General features: G+C 65.4%; 13 protein-coding genes. 4 read left to right on the plus strand and 9 right to left on the minus strand.

Features of this window, described 5'->3' with window-relative positions:
• The first annotated feature begins 63 nt into the window (after nt 1–63).
• Together B6V73_RS02285 and B6V73_RS02290 are read left to right on the plus strand one after the other, a co-directional pair.
• A complete protein-coding gene (locus B6V73_RS02285) occupies nt 64–1,740 on the plus strand; it encodes an AMP-binding protein (protein ID WP_240504084.1) in 1,677 nt (558 codons plus the stop codon).
• Nucleotides 1,737–2,504 carry a crotonase/enoyl-CoA hydratase family protein gene (locus tag B6V73_RS02290; protein ID WP_088724399.1) on the plus strand — a complete coding sequence of 256 codons (768 nt, stop codon included), beginning with the start codon at nt 1,737–1,739 and terminating at the stop codon, nt 2,502–2,504. Before B6V73_RS02285 ends, B6V73_RS02290 begins: the two co-directional genes overlap by 4 nt.
• A gap of 368 nt (nt 2,505–2,872) precedes the next feature.
• Here the strand turns inward: B6V73_RS02290 and B6V73_RS02295 are convergent, their stop codons facing one another.
• From B6V73_RS02295 to B6V73_RS02330, 8 genes are all read right to left on the minus strand, one after another.
• Entirely contained in the window at nt 2,873–3,718 is an 846-nt protein-coding gene (locus tag B6V73_RS02295) for a dipeptide ABC transporter ATP-binding protein (RefSeq protein ID WP_088724400.1), read from the minus strand.
• Nucleotides 3,715–4,548, minus strand: a complete 834-nt coding sequence (locus B6V73_RS02300) for an ABC transporter ATP-binding protein (RefSeq protein WP_075774990.1) — start codon at nt 4,546–4,548, stop codon at nt 3,715–3,717. The genes B6V73_RS02295 and B6V73_RS02300 overlap by 4 nt, the downstream gene beginning before the upstream one ends.
• Before the next feature lie 4 nt (nt 4,549–4,552).
• A complete protein-coding gene (locus B6V73_RS02305; protein WP_075774991.1) occupies nt 4,553–5,452 on the minus strand; it encodes an ABC transporter permease subunit in 900 nt (299 codons plus the stop codon).
• 5 nt (nt 5,453–5,457) lie between these two features.
• On the minus strand, nt 5,458–6,465 hold the full coding sequence (locus B6V73_RS02310; protein ID WP_075774992.1) for an ABC transporter permease subunit: 1,008 nt from the start codon (nt 6,463–6,465) through the stop codon (nt 5,458–5,460).
• 160 nt (nt 6,466–6,625) lie between these two features.
• Nucleotides 6,626–8,224: an ABC transporter substrate-binding protein gene (locus B6V73_RS02315; RefSeq protein ID WP_075774993.1), complete on the minus strand. Its 1,599-nt coding sequence runs from the start codon at nt 8,222–8,224 to the stop codon at nt 6,626–6,628.
• A 219-nt stretch (nt 8,225–8,443) separates the two neighbouring features.
• On the minus strand, nt 8,444–9,322 hold the full coding sequence (locus B6V73_RS02320; RefSeq protein ID WP_088724401.1) for a transglutaminase family protein: 879 nt from the start codon (nt 9,320–9,322) through the stop codon (nt 8,444–8,446).
• Nucleotides 9,323–9,326: 4 nt separating this feature from the next.
• Nucleotides 9,327–11,762 carry a circularly permuted type 2 ATP-grasp protein gene (locus B6V73_RS02325; RefSeq protein WP_088724402.1) on the minus strand — a complete coding sequence of 812 codons (2,436 nt, stop codon included), beginning with the start codon at nt 11,760–11,762 and terminating at the stop codon, nt 9,327–9,329.
• A 21-nt stretch (nt 11,763–11,783) separates the two neighbouring features.
• Nucleotides 11,784–15,158 carry a transglutaminase family protein gene (locus B6V73_RS02330; protein WP_088724403.1) on the minus strand — a complete coding sequence of 1,125 codons (3,375 nt, stop codon included), beginning with the start codon at nt 15,156–15,158 and terminating at the stop codon, nt 11,784–11,786.
• Nucleotides 15,159–15,392: 234 nt separating this feature from the next.
• On the opposite strand from B6V73_RS02330, the gene B6V73_RS02335 reads away from it, so the two are divergent.
• Nucleotides 15,393–16,394, plus strand: coding sequence for a Fe(3+) ABC transporter substrate-binding protein (locus tag B6V73_RS02335; RefSeq protein ID WP_233243044.1), 1,002 nt, complete (start codon nt 15,393–15,395; stop codon nt 16,392–16,394).
• Nucleotides 16,395–16,476: 82 nt separating this feature from the next.
• On the opposite strand, the gene B6V73_RS02340 is transcribed toward B6V73_RS02335, so the two are convergent.
• Nucleotides 16,477–17,250, minus strand: coding sequence for a hypothetical protein (locus B6V73_RS02340; protein WP_088724405.1), 774 nt, complete (start codon nt 17,248–17,250; stop codon nt 16,477–16,479).
• Between the two features lie 195 nt (nt 17,251–17,445).
• On the opposite strand from B6V73_RS02340, the gene B6V73_RS02345 reads away from it, so the two are divergent.
• A complete protein-coding gene (locus B6V73_RS02345) occupies nt 17,446–18,381 on the plus strand; it encodes a nucleoside hydrolase (protein WP_088724406.1) in 936 nt (311 codons plus the stop codon).
• Nucleotides 18,382–18,538 lie beyond the last annotated feature (157 nt).

Genomic DNA, 18,538 nt, shown 5'->3' on the forward strand with positions numbered 1-18,538 from the left:
GCGCTTTTCTGAGCGGCGGAGGAAAGCGGCCCCCGCGCCGCTTGCAAAATGGGAGGAGAGCCGGTGCTGTCACGCGGCAAGGATTACGCGGCCACGCGGGCTGCGTTTCGATGGGACATACCCGAACGCTACAATATCGGCGTCGACACGTGCGACAAATGGGCCGCACGCGAGCCTGACCGCGTCGCGCTGATCGAGGTCGAGGAAGACGGCTACGGCGCGGTCCGCGAGACCACCTTTGGCGCGTTGCGCGAGGCGTCGAACCGCTTCGCCAATGTGCTGGCGGCGATGGGCGTAGGCGGCGACGGGCGCGAGACCGGCGACCGCGTGGCGATCCTGCTGCCGCAACGCCGCGAGACCGCCATCGCTCATATCGCGGCCTTCAAGACGGGCTGCGTCTCGCTGCCGCTGTTTACCTTGTTCGGCCCCGAGGCGCTGCTGCACCGGCTGCGCGACAGCGGCGCGCGGGTGCTGGTGACCGACCCGGCGAGTTTCGAGGTGATCGCCGCAATCCGCTCCGACTTGCCCGATCTGGAGACGGTTTTCGTCACCGATGGCGGCGGGACGCAACCGGAAGGCGCCGCGGATTTCGACGCCGCTCTCGCCGAGGCTTCGCCCAAGTTCACCCCCGTCGATACCAGCGCCGAGACCCCCGGCGTGCTGATCTACACCTCTGGCACGACGGGCAATCCGAAAGGGGCGCTCCATGCCCATCGGGTGCTGCTGGGCCACCTGCCCGGCGTCGAGATGAGCCATGATTTCCTGCCGCAGGCGGGCGACCGCATCTGGACGCCCGCCGATTGGGCGTGGATCGGCGGGCTCTTGGACGTGCTGCTCCCGGCGCTGCATCACGGTGTGCCGGTCGTGGCTTGCCGCTTCCGCAAGTTCTCGGCGCAGGCAGCGGCCGATCTGATCCGGCGTCTGGGCGTGCGCAACGCTTTCCTGCCGCCCACCGCGCTGAAGATGATGAAAGCCGACCCGGAGAGCCTGTCTTGGAGCCTCAATATGCGCTCAGTCGCCTCGGGGGGCGAGCCGCTGGGCGCGCAACTCCTCGACTGGGGGCGCAAGGCGCTTGGCGTCACGATCAACGAATTCTACGGCCAGACGGAGTGCAACATGGTGGTCTCGTCCGCCGCGAGCCTTGATGCGCCCGAACCGGGTGCTATGGGCTGGCCGGTGCCGGGCCACGAGGTCGCGATCGTCGACAGCCAGACGGGTCAGATCCTGCCCGATGGCGAGGAAGGCGCGATCGCGGTGCGCGCGCCCGACCCGGTGATGTTTCTCGGCTATTTCAATCAGCCCGAGGCGACAGAGGCGAAATTCGTGACCGGCCTCGACGGGCGCTGGCTGCTGACCGGCGACCGGGGCGTCAGCGGCGCAGACGGCAGGCTGCGCTTCATCGGGCGCGACGACGACATCATCTCGACCGGCGGCTACCGTGTCGGCCCCGCCGAAATCGAGGATTGCCTGATCTCGCATCCGGCGGTGCAGATGGCGGGCGTCGTGGGGCAGCCCGATCCGCTGCGCGGCGAGATCGTCGCGGCCTTCGTCACGCTCTGCCCCGGCCATGCCGATACCGAGGCGCTGCGCGACGACCTTGCCGCCCATGTCCGCGCACGGCTCGCGAAATACGAATATCCCCGCGCGATCTACGTGATCGACGACATGCCCGTGACCACCACCGGCAAGATCATCCGCAACGCGCTACGCGCCCGCTTACCCAAGGAGCCCGCCCAATGAGCCCCGTCCTATTCGAGACCCGCGGCAGGATCGCGATCATCACCCTCAACCGCCCCGAGCGGCGCAACGCGATCAATGCCGAAGCCGGCCACGCCCTGACCGAGGCGGTGGCCCGTCTGGAAGCGGATGACGCGCTGCAGATCGGCATCCTGCGCGGCGAAGGCGCGGTGTTCTGTGCGGGCATGGACCTCGCCGCCTTCACCGAAGGTAAGGTCGAGGAGTTACTATTTGCTGAAGGCGGTTTCGGCGGCCTGACCCAATCCCACCGCAGCAAGCCGATCATCGCCGCCTGCCACGGCGCGGCGCTCGCAGGCGGGTTCGAACTCGCCTTGGGCTGCGATATAATCGTGGCGGAAGAGGGCTGCCGCTTCGGCCTGCCAGAAGTGCTGCGCGGTCTGGTTGCGGGCGCCGGGGGCGCGTTGCGGCTGGCGAGCCTCATCCCCCCGGCCCGGGCGCGCGAATTGCTGCTGACGGGGCGGCTTTTCGACACGGCGGAGGCGTGGGAGCTGGGCCTGATCGCCCGCCGCGCCGAGGCCGGGCAGGCATTTGACGCGGCGCTGGCGCTGGCCGAGGAGGTCGCGAAGAACGCGCCTTTGGCCCTGCGCGAAACCCTGCGGCTGTCGCGCGAGATCGAGCGCCGCGCGGTCGACCCTCTCTGGGAGGAGAACGCGCGGACCTTGAAGGCCGTGATGGAGAGCGAGGACGCCGCCGAAGGCGCGCGAGCCTTCCTCGAGAAACGCGCGCCGGAGTGGTCCGGGAGATAAGGGCCGCACCCGAGCCTTGGGGTGAGCCGCGTCTCGGAAGGCTTCCAGTGGAAGGCTTCAGCGGCGAACGCGCCGCGCGGCGCGGCGCAGGGGGCGCCTGTGTTTCGCGGAAAGGGTTGCGCCCGAGCCTCGGGTGGGCGCTTCGTTCCCGTCGACGCTCGGCACTTTATCTCGCAAGCCCGGACGACGGTAATGCCCGCGATGACATCGCCAATGCGCCCTCCCGGGGGGAGGGTCGGGCGCGGCCCGGGGCTGGTCGCCCCGCGCCAAAATCAGACCTGAGAGCGTTTCGCAAAATGAAAAGGCCCGAGGCGCATCGCCCCGGGCCCCTTTTCTTAACTCCGAACGGCCCCTGAGGCGCCCGGCACTTATTTCTCCGCCGCGGCCAAGAACGCCTTGCGGCGTTCGACCCGCTCGCGGATCTTTTCGACATCGGCGATCGGCGTCGCGGCCAGCAGCGTCTTGGTATATTCGTGCTGCGGATTGGCGAAGATCTGATCGCGCGAGGCGTATTCCACCACCTCGCCCGCATTCATCACCATCACCTCATCCGCGAAATAGCGCACGACAGAGAGATCGTGGCTCACGAAAATATAGGACAGATCGAACTCGTCCTGCAGGTCTTTGAGCAGGTTCAGCACCTGCGCCTGCACCGACAGATCGAGCGCCGAGACCGGTTCGTCCAGCACGAGGATCTGCGGGTTCAGCATCAGCGCGCGCGCAATCGCGATCCGCTGGCGCTGGCCGCCCGAGAACATATGCGGGTAGCGGTTGTAGTGCTGCCGCTCGAGGCCGACCTTCTCCAGCATCTCCTCGGCGCGCTTGCGGCGCTCCTTGGCGGGGATGTCGGTATTGATGATCAGCGGCTCGGTCAGAACCTCGCCCACCTTCTGGCGCGGGTTGAGCGACGAATAGGGGTTCTGGAAGACGATCTGAACCTTGGCGCGCAGTTCGGACGTCACCTTGGTTTCCTTGATGTCGATCTTCTCGCCCTGGATATACAGATCGCCCGAATTGGCCGGGTCGATCAGCGTCAGGATGCGCGCCAGCGTGGACTTGCCGCAGCCGGATTCGCCGACGATGGCCAGCGTCTTGCCCTGCTCGAGCGAGAAGGAGATGCCGTGCAGCGCCCGGATCGTCTTCGCCCCGCGCAGGAACCCGCCCGAGACGATGTAGTCGCGCGTGATGTCGCGCCCTTCGAGGATCACACTCATTGCACGCCCTCCCAGCCATCGGCGACGGTCAGCAGACGGTCCCCGGTCGCGTTTTCCGGCAGCGCGGCCAGAAGCGCGCGCGTATAGGGATGCTGGGGGTTCTCGAAGAGTGAGAGCACGTCGGCCTCCTCCAGTTTGCGGCCCTTGAACTGGACCGAGACGCGGTCGGCGGTCTCGGCCACGACGCCCATGTCATGGGTGATCATGATCAGCCCCATGCCGTATTCTTCCTGCAGGCTCATCAGCAGATCGAGGATCTGCTTCTGGATCGTCACGTCGAGCGCGGTCGTCGGCTCGTCGGCGATCAGCAGGCGCGGCTTGCAGGCGATGGCCATCGCGATCATCACGCGCTGGCACTGCCCGCCCGAGAGCTGGTGCGGATAGCTGTTCAGCCGCCGCTCGGGGTCGGGGATGCCGACCTGTTCGAACAGCTCCAGCGCGCGTTTGCGGGCATCCTTGCCCTTCAGGCCAAGATGACGCGTCAGCACTTCCTCGACCTGGAAACCACAGGTGAAGGAGGGGTTGAGCGAGGAGATCGGCTCCTGGAAGATCATCGAGATTTCCTTCCCGATGATCTGGCGACGTTCGCGGCCAGACATTTTCAGCATGTCGCGCCCGTCATAGGTGATCTCGTCGGCGGTGATCGTCGCGGTGGGCGGCAGAAGTCCCATCACGGCGAGCATAGAGACCGATTTGCCCGAGCCGGATTCGCCCACGATGGCGAGCACTTCGCGGCCGGAGACCTCGACATCGATCCCGTCCACGGCGCGAAACGCGCCCTGAGCGGTGTCGAATTCGACGGTGAGATTGCGGATTTTCAGCAAGGACATTGGCTTAGCTCCGCTTCAGTTTCGGATCGAGCGCGTCACGAAGGCCGTCGCCCATCAGGTTGATCGCCAGCACCGTCACGAGGATCGCGATACCCGGGAAGGTCACGACCCACCATGCGCGCAGGATGAACTCGCGCGCTTCCGACAGCATCGTGCCCCATTCCGGCGTCGGCGGCTGCGCCCCCATGCCGAGGAAGCCGAGCGCCGCCACGTCGAGGATCGCGTTCGAGAAGCTCAGCGTGCCCTGCACGATCAGCGGCGCGAGACAGTTCGGCAGCACCGTGCGGAACATCAGGCGCATATGGCCTGCGCCCGCGACCTGTGCGGCCATGACGTAATCGCGGTTCTTCTCGGACAGCACGGCGGCCCGCGTCAGGCGTGCGAAATGCGGCTGGTAGACGATGGCGATGGCGATCATCGCATTGATCAAGCCCGGGCCGAGCACCGCCACGAAGACGAGCGCGAGCAGCAGCGACGGGAAGGCAAGGATGATATCCATCACCCGCATGATCACGGTATCGACCCAGCCGCCGAACCAGCCGGCGAGCAAGCCGAGGAGCACGCCCACGGAGAGCGCGAGCAGCACGACCATCACGCCGATGAACAGCGAGAAGCGCGCGCCGAACAGCAGGCGCGAAAGGATGTCGCGCCCGACCGCGTCGGTGCCCATCAGGAACGTCCCGTTCGCGTCATGGGTCAGCGGACCCGCCAGAAGCGCGTCACGGAACTGCGTATCGGGATCGAAGGGCGCGACCAGCGGCGCCGCGATCGCGGCCAGCGCGATCAGCACGAACACCACCAGACCCAGAACGGCCCCACGGTTTTCCTTGAAATAGAACCAGAACTCGGCGAATTGCGCGCGGCGCGTGCCGGCCGGGATATCGGTTTCGATCACTTCGGACATGTCACTCACCTATGCCGGATACGCGGATTGATCAGACCGTAGAGCAGATCCACGATCAGGTTCACGAACATCACGATCAGCGCGATCATCAACAGCCCGCCCTGCACGGAGGGGTAGTCGCGCCGCGAAATCGAGTCGACCATCCATTTGCCGATGCCCGGCCAGGAGAAGATCGTCTCGGTCAGGATCGCGCCCGCCATCAGCATGCCGACCTGAAGGCCGATCGTGGTGATGACCGGGATCATCGCATTGCGCAGCGCGTGGACGCCCACGACGCGGCGCGGCGGCATCCCCTTGGCGCGTGCGGTGCGCACGTAATCCTCGCCCAGCACTTCAAGCATGGCCGAGCGGGTCTGGCGCGCGATCACCGCGAGCGGGATCGTCGCCAGCACGATCGCGGGCAGGATCAGGTGGCTCAGCGCCGAGGTGAGCGCGCCGGACTGCCCCGACATCAGCGCATCCCAGATCATGAAGCCGGTGCCGTTGGGGAAGTAATACATCAGCGAGATGCGCCCCGAGACCGGCGTCCATTGCAGAATGCCGGAGAAGAGGATGATGAGCAGCAGGCCCCACCAGAAGATCGGCATCGAATAGCCCACCAGCGCCGTGCCCATCGTCGCCTGATCGAACCACGAGCCGCGCTTGATTGCGGCCATCACGCCGATCGGAACGCCGATCACCACGGCGAGGAACATCGCGCAGACGCCCAGCTCCAGCGTGGCCGGGAAGAGTGCGAAGAACTCACCGAGCACGGGTTTGTGGGTCACGAGGCTGTCGCCGAGATTGCCATGGGCGAGTTGCCAGATGAACTCGAGATATTGCTGCCAGAGCGGGCGATCGAAGCCCAGCTGATGCGCCAGCTCGGCATGGCGTTCGGGGCTCAGCCCGCGCTCGCCTGCCATCAGCAGCACGGGATCCCCGGGCAGCACCCGAACGAAGCCGAAGGCCACGATCGTGATGCCGATCAGCGTAGGGATCAGCCAGAGGATCTTGCCGATTATGAAACGTAACATGTCACCGGTCCTGTTTGCGGTTCTCTGCGGAACCTTCGTGGAGCCCCTGCCCGCCGCACACTGTCGCGCCCGCGGTCATCGGTCTCCGATGTTTGGCCCCTGAAAGTATTGCGAGGCGCCCGGTCTCCCGGACGCCTCAATCAGACGGGTATTCTCAGGATCACTCCGAGATGTCCACCCCATAGAAGTCGTGACCGCCCAGCGGGCTCATCACGTAGCCGGTGACCTTCTTGGACATCGGCATGAACACGGTCGAGTGGGCGATGGTGTCCCACGGCGCCTGTTCCTTGAAGACTTCCTGAGCCTCTTTGTAGAGCTTGGTGCGCTCGGCCTGATCGTTGCTCTGACGTGCCTTGGTGATCAGATCGTCGAATTTCTGATTGCACCAGAAGGCACGGTTCGCACCGCTTTCGGCCGCCGAGCAGCCCAGCAGAACCGCCAGGAAGTTGTCCGGGTCGCCGTTGTCGCCGGTCCAGCCGAGAATCACCGCGCCGTCACGGCTCGGGTCTTTCGACTTCTTCAGGTACTCGCCCCACTCGTAGGAGACGATGTTCGCCTTCACGCCGACCTTGGCGAGATCCGACTGCATCAGCTCCGCGGTGCGGCGCGCGTTCGGCATGTAGGGCCGCTGCACGGGCATCGCCCAGATGTTCATCTCGAGGTCCTTCACGCCGGCATCCTCGAGCATTTTCTTAGCCTGCTCAGGATCGTAGGCGTCGTCCTTGATGTCCTTGTTATAGGACCACATGGTCGGCGGGATCGGGTTCTTGGCAACCTGACCCGCGCCCTGGAAGACCGCGTCGATGATCGCATCCTTGTTGATCGCCATGTTCAGCGCCTTGCGGACTTCGACCTTGTCGAACGGAGCCTGCGTGGTGTTGTAGGCGAGGTAGGCCACGTTCAGACCGGGCTGCTCGTCGACCTTGATGTTCGAGTCGTCCTTGAGCGCCTGAATGTCGGCCGGCGCCGGGTAGGGCATGATCTGGCACTCGCCCGCCTGCAGCTTCTGCATGCGCACCGCCGGATCGGGGGTGATCGCGAAGATCAGGTCGTCGACCGGGGTCTTGCCCTTGAAGTAGTCCGGATTCGCCTTGTAGCGGATCACGGCGTCCTTCTGGTAAGCCACGAAGGAGAACGGGCCGGTGCCGACGGGCACGTTGTTGATGTCGGCCTTGCGGTCTTCGCCGGCGAGCTTGTCGGCATATTCCTTCGACAGGATCGACGCGAAGTCCATCGCGAGGTCGGCGAGGAACGGCGCGTTCGGCTCGGACAGGGTGAACTTCACCGTGTAATCGTCGACTTTCTCGATCGATTTGATGATCGTCGGCATATCCATGCCGGCATAGTATTCATAGGACACGCCCGGCGCGTAAGCGTAATAGGGGTTGTCCTTGTTGCCCTGACGGTCGAACGAGAAAATCACGTCATCGGCGTTGAAATCGCGGCTCGGGGTAAAGCCCTCGACCGAGTGGAATTTCACGCCCTTGCGCAGGTTGAACGTGTAGGTGAGGCCGTCATCCGAGACGTCCCAGCTTTCCGCGAGGCCCGGTTCGATCTCGGTCGTGCCCGGCTTGAATTCGACGAGCTGGTCATAGACCGGGTGCGACGAGGCGTCGAAGGTGGTGCCCGCGGTGTAAGGCGCGGGATCGAAGCCTTCCGGCGACGCTTCCGAGCAGTAAACGAGCGTCTTGGCGCCGGCCCCGCCTGCGGTCATCATCACCGCGGCAGCCCCCGCCAAAAGCATCGAGCGAATGGTCATGGTCTGTCCTTCCTGTTGGTTGGTCTTCTCGTGTGTGCCGCCGCCCCCTCACGGTCGCGCGGACGCGACATCGTGGGACGGTTCAAACACAAACTGGTGAGGAGTAAATCGTGCTTTGATCACGTGGTCAATGAATGCCGTGACGTCGCGGGTCACGAGCGGGTGAAGCTTTCGTGCGTCCGAGGCACGGGGTCACGCCGCAGCGCGCCGTTCACCGCCTCAATCGAGCGGGATCACGTCCACCGCCTGCGCGCTTTGCTGACCGCCCGCCCCGCGCATCGCGCCGCGCAAAGGCGGCACGTCGTCATAGTCGCGGCCATAGCCGACGGTGATGTAATCCTCGCCCGCATATTGATCGTTCGTGGGGTCGAATTCGATCCAACCGGTCTCCGCCCCCGCCCATGCGCGCACCCAGGCATGCATCGCATCCGCGCCTTCCAGACGCGGTTGGCCGGGCGGCGGATACGTTCGCAGGAAGCCCGAGACGTAGCCCGCAGGGATGCCCACCCCGCGCAGGCAGGAGATCATGATATGGCTGAAATCCTGGCAGACGCCGTGGCGGTTCGCGAATGCCTCCGCCGCGGGCGTGTTCACATCGGTCGCGCCCGCATCGAAGCGCATCTCCCGGTGCAGCGCACGCCCCAATGCCTCGATCGCGCCGCGCGCGGTCTGGCCCGGCTGCAACTGCGCCCGGGCAAACTCGGTCATCGCCTTGGTCGGCGAGGCGCGGCGCGAGGACGCGAGGAAGTGATGCGGCGCGTCGGGCGCGAGGCTGCGAAATTGCGCGATCTCCTGCGCCAGTTCCTCGCGCGGCGACGACAGGTCCAGCCCCGGCTCCGCCAGCCCGCGCTCAATCTTGGCGTTCAGCGTCACTCCGATCTCGGCGACCGGCGCGTGCCAGACCGCCGAGGTCATGCCATTGCCGAAGAAATCGCGCGACTCGTGACGCTCGTCGGGCGGAGGATCGAAGCTGAGCACCCGCGATGTGACGGTTTGCAGCCCCGCGATGTCCGAGGGTAGCACCCGCAGCAGGGTCCGCGCATGATCCGATGGCGCGTTATACCTGTAGGTCAACTTCAGCTTCACCTCGTAACGCATCGGATTACCTCAGATATTTCTGCGACACGAGATCGGAGAGCCGGAACAGGTCCGACCGGATCTGCTGTAACATCTGCAGCGTGACCTCCTCGGGCTCGATCACCGAGAGCTGGGTGCGCAGCGGCATGAGCGCGCGCAGCAGATCGCCCGGACGCCCGGCGACCTCCGCACCGGGGAGTTCAGCAAGAAGCGCTTTCAAACCGTTGATATGGAAAAGAATTGCGCGCGGATTGGCGGCGTCGAGCACCAGCAGGTCCAGCACCGTCTCCAAATTGGTGCGCACCCGGTAGCGGCGCTGGTGGGTGATGACGCTATCGGCCACCTCCACCGCCAGATCGAGCGCTCCTTCCGGTGCGTCCTCGGCGGTGAAACGGATCAGCAGCGCGGCCAGCCCGTCGGCGCGCTCCAGCGCCCGCCCGATCGACAGGAAGCGCCAGCCCTCGAAACGATACATGTTCTCGTGCACGAGCCCGGAGAACCCCGTGATCTTGCGCAAAAGCACTCCCATCGCGCGGGCCGCATCGTCGCCGGGGCGCGCGGTATTCACCATCTCCCGGGCGGTCTTCGACAGATCCTTCAGCGCGAGCCAGCCATCGGTCGAGAACCGGTCGCGTACTTTCGACGCGCAGGCCTGCGCCGCATCGAGTCGCTGCAACAGTGCGTCAGGCACGGGCTGGGAAATGTCGAAGCCATGCGCTCCGAGAAATTGCGCAAGCCGTGCCAGCCGCGGGTCTTCCGGGCTGCCTGTCGCGGCGAGGCGCAGGTGATAGGCGCGGATCACCCGGATCGAGTCTTCGCAGCGCTCGATATAGCGGCCGAGCCAGTACAGGTTGTCGGCGGCGCGCGCAGGCAGCGTGCCGGGGATCTTGCGCCGGAAGGTGCCAGTCTGGCGCGGCGCGATACTTGCCGAGGGCACCGGCTTATCCGAGACGATCCAGACATCGGCCACCGCGCCGCCTTGCTGCATCGAGAGCGCGGTCGCATCGCCTTCTGGCCCGATCCGGGCATAGCCGCCCTTCATGAACTGCCAGCCCTGCGGCGTGCGCGCCGCAAACACCCGGACCGTCATCGGACAGGGCCGGATCGCGCCGCCGCCCTGCCCGTCGTCATGCCATGCGGGCGTCGTCGACAGCGTCACCGCCTCCTGCCCCACGAGCTTGCCACCCTCGGCCTCCAGCCAATCCGCGATCGGCGCCTCCGCCCCCGAACGGAACTGCCCGCCCAGCGCGGTCGCGGCATCCAGATCGAACGGGAGATCCACCGCCATCGCGGGGCCGATCATCATGTTGGCCGCATTGGCGCGCACATGGGCACGCTCGGACGCGCCGCCGCACCACCATGTCGCGATATTGGGCATGGCGAGCGGCTGACCGGTCAGCACCCGCGAGATCTTCGGCAGGAAAGCCATCAGCGCGCGGGTTTCCAGCACCCCTGCGCCCAGCGCATTGACCATCGCGAGATTGCCCTCGCGCACCGCCTCCATCAGGCCGGGCGTGCCGATCTGCGTGGCGGGATCGAACTCCAGCGGATCGACGAAGCCCGCATCCATCCGCCGCCAGAGGGCACCCAGCGGCTGTGGCCCCTCGATCGTGCGCACCATCGCCTCGCCATTCTGCACCAGCAGATCCTCGCCTTCGAGAAGCGAGAGGCCGAGGTAGCGCGCGATATAGGTGTGCTCGTAGTAGCTGTCATTGGCCGGGCCCGGCGTCAGGATCGCGGCGCGGCGCATATCGCCATCGGCCCGCCCCGCCAGCGTCTCCAGCGCGGCGCGGAAATCACCGAAGAAGGTGGCGAGCTTGTGGATATGATCGCGCGGGAAGCTCTCGGGGAAGATGCGCCCCGTGGCCATCCGGTTCTCCAGCGCGAAGCCTGCCCCCGAGGGCGCCTGCGTCCGATCCCCCAGCACGAACCACGACCCGTCCGGCGAGCGCCCGATCTCGAAGGCGAGGAAATGCAGGTAGTTCCCCCCCTTGGGCTGCACCCCCACCATCGGGCGCATCCAGTGCTTATTGCCCGCGATGAGTTCCGGCGGCAGGTGTCCGTTGAAGACCAGCATGCCAGGCCCGTAGAGATCGGCCATCACCGCCTCGAGCAGATCGGCGCGCTGTGCCAGCCCCTCGCAGATACTCGACCATTCGCTTTCATGCAGCACGACGGGAATATGGCTAAGCGGCCATTCGCGTTCGGCCAGAACGTCGTTGGAATATTGCCGGTAATAGACGCCCGCGTCGCGCAGATATTGATTGCCGCGCTCGAACCGCTGGGGGATTTCCCCCGGTTCGAGCTGCAGGAACTTCTCCACGAAGGGCCGCCAGACCCGCCGCATCGCACCGGAGCGTTCGAACAGCTCGTCGGCCACGCCGGGCACAGGCGCATAGCCCGCCAGAAGTGGGTGCTGTTCGAGCGGGCTCGCAGCGTCGGGCGTATCGGGGCTTTGCATAGGGTCTCCGTTAGGCTCGGATCAACTCAGCCCGACAGGACGTCGCAGGTCAAGCGTCAGGGGAAACTCCGGATGCGGGGTCTCCGGTTCCGGACGATAGGCCCCCGGCGTGTGACCGTGCCCCTCGAAGCGCGCCAGTCGGCGGGCTTCCGCCTCGTTGCCGTTCACCGGGAAGGTATCGTAGTTGCGCCCCCCCGGATGGGCCACGTGGTAGACGCAGCCCCCGATCGCCCTGCCCGTCCAGTCGTCATAGATGTCGAAGGTCAGCGGCGCATTGACCGGCAGCGTCGGATGCAGCGCCTCTGCAGGTTGCCATGCCTTGAACCGTACTCCCGCGACAGAGACCCCGCTCTCCTGCGTCCGCGCCAGCGGCACGGGGCGACGGTTGCACATCACCCTGTAGCGGTCCTGATGGAGCGAAGTCATCTTCACCTGCAGACGCTCCACCGAGCTGTCGGTATAGCGAACCGTACCGCCAATGGCGCCGGTCTCCCCCAACACATGCCACGGCTCCAGCGCCTGACGGATCTCCAAGTGCACGCCTTCCGCCTCGATCTGACCGCAGAAGGGGAAACGGAACTCCGATTGCGCCTCGAACCATTGCGGATCGAGATCGAAACCGTGGCGGCGCAGATCGGCGAGAAGATCGGTGAAATCCTCCCACAGGTAATGCGGCAGCATGAAGCGGTCATGCAGCACCGTCCCCCAGCGCACCGGACGCCCCTCTACCGGCGCATTCCAGCACCGCGCGATGATGGCCCGCAACAGAAGCTGCTGGGCGAGCGACATGCGCGGGTCCGGCGGCATCTCGAAGCCGCGAAATTCGACGAGGCCAAGTCGCCCCGTGGGCCCGTCGGGCGAGAACATCTTGTCGATGCAGATCTCGGCGCGGTGGGTGTTCCCGGTGACGTCGGTCAGCATGTTGCGCAGCAGTCGGTCCACCAGCCAAGGCGGCGGGACGTTGCCTGCCTCGGGCGGATGGATCTGGCTCAGCGCAATTTCCAGCTCGTAGAGCGTATCGTGCCGCGCCTCGTCGATCCGCGGGGCTTGGCTGGTCGGACCGATGAACAACCCTGAGAACAGGTAGGACAGCGACGGGTGCCGCTGCCAGATCAGGATCAGCGATTTCAGCAGATCGGGGCGACGCAGGAAGGGGCTGTCGAGCAGCGTCTCCCCGCCGACAACCACATGGTTGCCGCCCCCCGTGCCGGTATGGCGCCCGTCGATCATGAACTTGTCGGCCCCCAGCCGGGACTGGCGGGCCTCCTCATAGATCGCCTCGGTGGTGGCGACGCAATCCTCCCAGCTATGAGCGGGATGGATATTCACCTCGATCACCCCGGGATCGGGCGCGACCCGGATCACGTTGAGGCGCGGGTCATGCGGCGGGGCGTAGCCTTCGATATGGATCGGCAGCCCCATCGCCTTGGCGCTTTCCTCGGCGGCGGCGATCAGTTCGAGATAGTCCTCCAGATCCTCGGTCGGCGGCATGAAGACGCACAGCCGCCCGTCGCGCGGCTCGACCGAGATCGCGGTGCGCACGACGCCGTCGATCGTATCCAGATCCTGCTCCACGATGGTCTGGCCCGGCTCGGCCGATTGCGCCTCGGAGACGGGCTGGCTGTGTTCCTCGGTGGGCTTGTCGACCAACCCCTTCGCGACGGCTTTCTCCATCTCGGCATGGAAATCGGGCAAATCGCCTTTGGGCAGCGAGGTATCGGTGACGTAGTGATAGGGATATTGCGCGGGCGGCACATAGGGCAGCGCGCCCAGCGGCAGACGGAACCCGGCAGGGCTGTCCCCGGGGATCAGGAACAGCTTGCCGCGCCGGGTCTTCCACTTCTCCGAGCGCCAGCGATGGCCGGGCTGCGCCTTGGCCTGCCAGCGCTGCACCGGCAGGATGTAGCCCGTGGGCGTCTCCAACCCGCGATTGAAGACCCGGGCGAAACGGGCGCGATCCTCGGGGTTCTTCAGCTTGCTGTCTTCGGGCGTGACGTTCTCCGGCAGGTTGCCTTCCTTGAGCATCCATTCAGCCGGGTCTTCATAGGCGGGCTGCGCGTGATCGGGCTCGATCCCCAAATGCTCCGCGATGCCGCGCATCAACGTGCCGGCCTCCTCCGGCCCCGCGCCGGTCTTGTCGCCCTCCTTGGCGATCAGATCTTCGTCGCGCCAGATCGGCTTGCCGTCGCGCCGCCAGTAGAGCGAGAAGGTCCAGCGCGGCAGGCTTTCACCGGGATACCATTTACCCTGCCCGTAATGCAGAAAACCGCCCGGCGCGAAGCGGTCGCGCAGCCGCCGGATCAGCTCATCGGCCAGCGCGCGTTTTTGCGGGCCCACGGCGGCGGTGTTCCACTCGTCGCTCTCGAAATCGTCGATGGAGACGAAGGTCGGCTCTCCCCCCATCGTCAGGCGCACATCGCCCGCCTTCAGGCTTTCATCCACCTTGCGCCCCAACGCATTGAGCCGCTTCCATGCCTCGTCGGAGAACGGCTTGGTGATGCGAGGATGTTCGGCCACCCGGTCCACCGTCATGTCGAAGGCGAAACTCACCTCCGGGCTGCCGACCGAGGAAAAGCCCCCCGAGATCGGCGCGGCGTTGCGGAAATGCGGAGTGGCGGCCAGCGGGATATGGCTCTCCCCGGTCAGCAATCCGGACGTCGGGTCAAGCCCGATCCAGCCCGCGCCGGGAATGAACACTTCGCACCACGCGTGTAGGTCGGTGAAGTCGTGATCGGTGCCAGACGGCCCGTCGAGCGCCTCCAGATCGGGCTTCAGCTGGATCAGATAGCCCGACACGAACCGCGCCGCGAACCCCAGATGCCGCAGTACCTGAACCAGTAGCCACGAGCTGTCCCGGCACGAGCCCGAGCATTTCTCCAAGGTCTCCTCTGGCGTCTGCACGCCGGGATCCATGCGGATCGTGTAATCGACGACCTTCGAGATATGCGCATTGAGCGCGACGAGGAAATTGACCGTCCCTTTGATCGTGTAGTCGATCTCGCCGATGAACTGCGCCAGACGCGGACCTTCCGGCTCGGGCGTGCGGTAGATCGACAGATCGTCGCGCAGCTCCTCGGGATAGTCGAAGGGCCATTCCTCGGCATATTCCTCGGTGAAGAAGTCGAACGGGTTGTAGACGGTCATATCCGCCGTGAGGTCCACTTCGATCTTCAGCTCGGTCACCGGCTCGGGAAAGACGAAGCGCGCAAGCCAGTTGCCATAGGGGTCCTGCTGGTGATTCACGAAATGCCCGCCGGGCGAGACCTTGAGCGAATGCGAGATCACCCGGGTGCGCGAATGCGGCGCGGGACGCAGGCGGATGATCTGCGGGCCGAGCGTCACCGGGCGGTCATATTGGTAATGGGTCAAGTGATAGATGCTGGCATGGATCGCCATAAGTCTCGCTCCCGCAATAGGATGTCGCGTTTCTTCACGATGACGGAGCGAGGGCATCGGTGAAAGGAACAATTTCGAAAAATACGCCCTGCCCCTGCTTATTGCGAAATCGAACGCCCAATAATGAGGCAGGAAGCGCGCCGGCAAAATATTTCCGATTATTTCACTCAGGCATTGACGTCTTCGTGAACCGCCGTTACCTCTTCGCTCACGAAAACGCGAATGGAGACTTCAATGACCCGGACCCTCGCCCTCGCCCTGATGGGCACGGCCCTCGCCACGCCGACGCTTGCGGATGTGAACATCTACTCCCACCGCCAGCCTGAATTGATCCAGCCCGTGCTCGACGCCTTCACCGAAGAGACCGGGATCGCGGTGAACATCGCCTATGTCGAGAAAGGCATGGTCGAGCGTCTCAAAGCCGAGGGCGACCGCTCCCCCGCCGATCTGGTTCTGACCGTCGATATCGCGCGGCTGAGCGAAGTGGTGAATGCCGACGTGACGCAGGCGGTCGAGGCCCCGGCGCTGCAAGACGCGATCCCGGCCGAATTCCGCGATCCGGAAAACCACTGGTTCGGCCTGACCTCGCGGGCGCGCATCGTCTATGCCTCGAAAGAGCGCGTGGCCGATGGCGAGGTGACGACCTATGAAGACCTCGCCTCCGAGAAATGGAAGGGCCGCATCTGCACCCGCTCCTTCACCTCGGATTACAACGTCGCGCTGACCTCCGCCTATCTCGCCCATCACGGCGAAGAGGCGACCAAGGAATGGCTCGAAGGGCTGAAAGCGAACCTCGCCAAGACGCCCGAAGGCAATGACCGCAGCCAGGTGAAATCGATCTGGGCGGGCGAATGCGACATTTCGCTGGGCAATACCTATTACATGGGCCAGATGCTCGCCGATCCCGAGCAGGCGCAATGGGCCAATTCCGTGCGCATCACCTTCCCGGTCTTCGAGGAAGGCGGTACCCATATGAACGTCTCGGGCATGGCGATGACCAAATCCGCGCCGAACCGCGAGGACGCGCTCAAGCTGATGGAATTCCTCGTCTCCGATGAAGCGCAGGAAATCTACGCTCAGACCAACCACGAATTCCCGATCAAGCCGGGCGTTGCGCGGTCCGAGCTGGTGCAAAGCTGGGGCGAGTTCACGCCCGATACGCTGGACCTCGCGAAGCTGGCGGAACTGCGCCCGACCGCGCTGAAGCTGATCGACGAGGTCGATCTCGACGGCTGATCGCAGGCGTGCCTCCGAAAAAAGAAAGCGGCGTCCAGAAGGCGCCGCTTTTTCATTCTCGCAAAGGAGCGAACCGAACCGTTTACTGGGCGGCGATCTGCAACGCTTCGTCGGGGCCGATGCGCACGCCGTCGATGGCAGCCATCTGCTCCAGGTCCTGCTCGTAGCGACGCTGCAGCGAGACCCGGTCGAGCGCGTCGAACTCCGCAATCGGCGTGCCCTGCGGCTGATGCTCGTGGAACCGCGCCAGACGGCGTTTCTGCTTCGGCCCGATCACGACGCCCGAATGATGCAGACGCTGCATCATCGCAATCACCGTATCGGAATGGTTGGGTTCGGCATCGGGCGCGGGCTCGAGCGACGCGCCCGGCACCAGCGCCGCCAGCGCCTCGCCGATCTGCGAGCCATGCGGCAAGACGATGATCTCGCGGGGATCGAGCCCCGCCTTCAGATCACGCACCACGTCGACCCAGCGACGCGGGCGCGCCATCAGGCGCGGCGTCAGCTCGGCGAAGGGCTTGAGCGGGCGGCGGGCGGCGAGGTCACGCCAGAGCGCCGGGTAATAGTCTTCGTAGCTCGGCGCGTAGAGCACCACGCGACCGACCGTCCCGGCCAGCGCTGCGCGAAACCGCTCGGCCCGTTCCTGGGCTCGGGCGAAGAGGTGATAGAGCCCCGCCGCCGCATCGCCGATCAATTGCGAATCAAGATGGACACGGCCACTGGCTGCTGCACCGATCACGGCCTGCCCATAGCCTGCGCGGGCCAGAGCGTCCTGTCCGCAGCCAAGCGTGCGGGCCATCCGGCCACTCATCCCCCCCGAAGCGGGCGCTGCAATGAAAACGTGATGCTGGTTCATGTCTGGGTGTCCTTCCCTGCAGCAATTTGTCTAAAGACCGAATGTGGCCAAATGTGGCCGGTGGCTGGAAAGCTTCGGGGCGAACACACGCATAGGTATTGTTGATTTGGTGCGCCTCACCGTCATCCGCCCCCATATCTGGACATCGCCGCGCCTCCGCGCCAAGGTCGCGCGGAACCCACGAAGGAGGCGAACATGGCGCGCAAGATCATCATCGACACCGATCCCGGACAGGATGACGCGGTGGCGATCCTGCTGGCTCTGGCCAGCCCCGAGCTGGAAGTCCTGGGCATCACCTGCGTCGCCGGAAACGTGCCGCTGCCTCTGACATCCAAGAACGCGCGCGTGGTGTGCGAACTTGCCGGACGCACGGATGTGCCGGTCTATGCGGGCTGCGACCGGCCGCTCGCGCGCGAACTGGTGACCGCGGAATACGTCCACGGCAAGACCGGGCTCGACGGGATCGAACTGCCCGAGCCTCAGATGCCGCTGCAGGACCAGCACGCGGTCGACTTCCTGATCGAGACCCTGCGCGATCATCCCGCCGGCAGCGTGACGCTCTGCCCGCTGGGCCCGCTCACCAATATCGCGACCGCCTTGCGCCGCGCCCCCGATATCGCCGAGAAGATCGCCGAGATCGTGCTGATGGGCGGCGCCTATTTCGAGGTGGGCAACACCACGCCCGCCGCCGAATTCAACATTCATGTCGACCCGCAGGCCGCCGAGATCGTTTTCAAATCCGGCGTGCCTCTGGTGGTGATGCCGCTCGACGTGACGCATAAGGCGCTCACCACCCGCGCCCGCGTCGAAGCGTTCCGCAATCTCGGCACCCGCGTCGGCCATGCGGTCGCCAGCTGGACCGATTTCTTCGAGCGCTTCGACATGGCAAAATACGGCTCGGAAGGTGCGCCGCTGCACGATCCCTGCGTGATCGCCTATCTGCTCAAGCCCGACCTGTTCACAGGGCGGCATATCAATGTCGAGGTCGAGACGACGTCGGAGCTGACCATGGGTATGACCGTCGCCGATTGGTGGCGCGTGACCGACCGGGCGCCGAATGCGATGTTCATGGGCGATCTGGATGCGGAAGGGTTCTACACGCTCCTGACCGAGCGCATCGCGCGGCTGTAAAAGCTGGGAGGGGCGCTGCCCCGCGCTGACGGCCCTTCGCTTGCGCTTCGGGCGTTCGCCGGGGCGTCCTTCCACTGGAAGGCCGCTGATCCCGCCTCACCCCCGGGGATATTTGGGCCAAGCCGAAAGTGACTGCCTGCGCAAGAGAAAGGGGGCC

This window comes from Thioclava sp. JM3, from assembly GCF_002213185.1.
Taxonomy (GTDB): Bacteria; Pseudomonadota; Alphaproteobacteria; order Rhodobacterales; family Rhodobacteraceae; genus Thioclava; species Thioclava nitratireducens.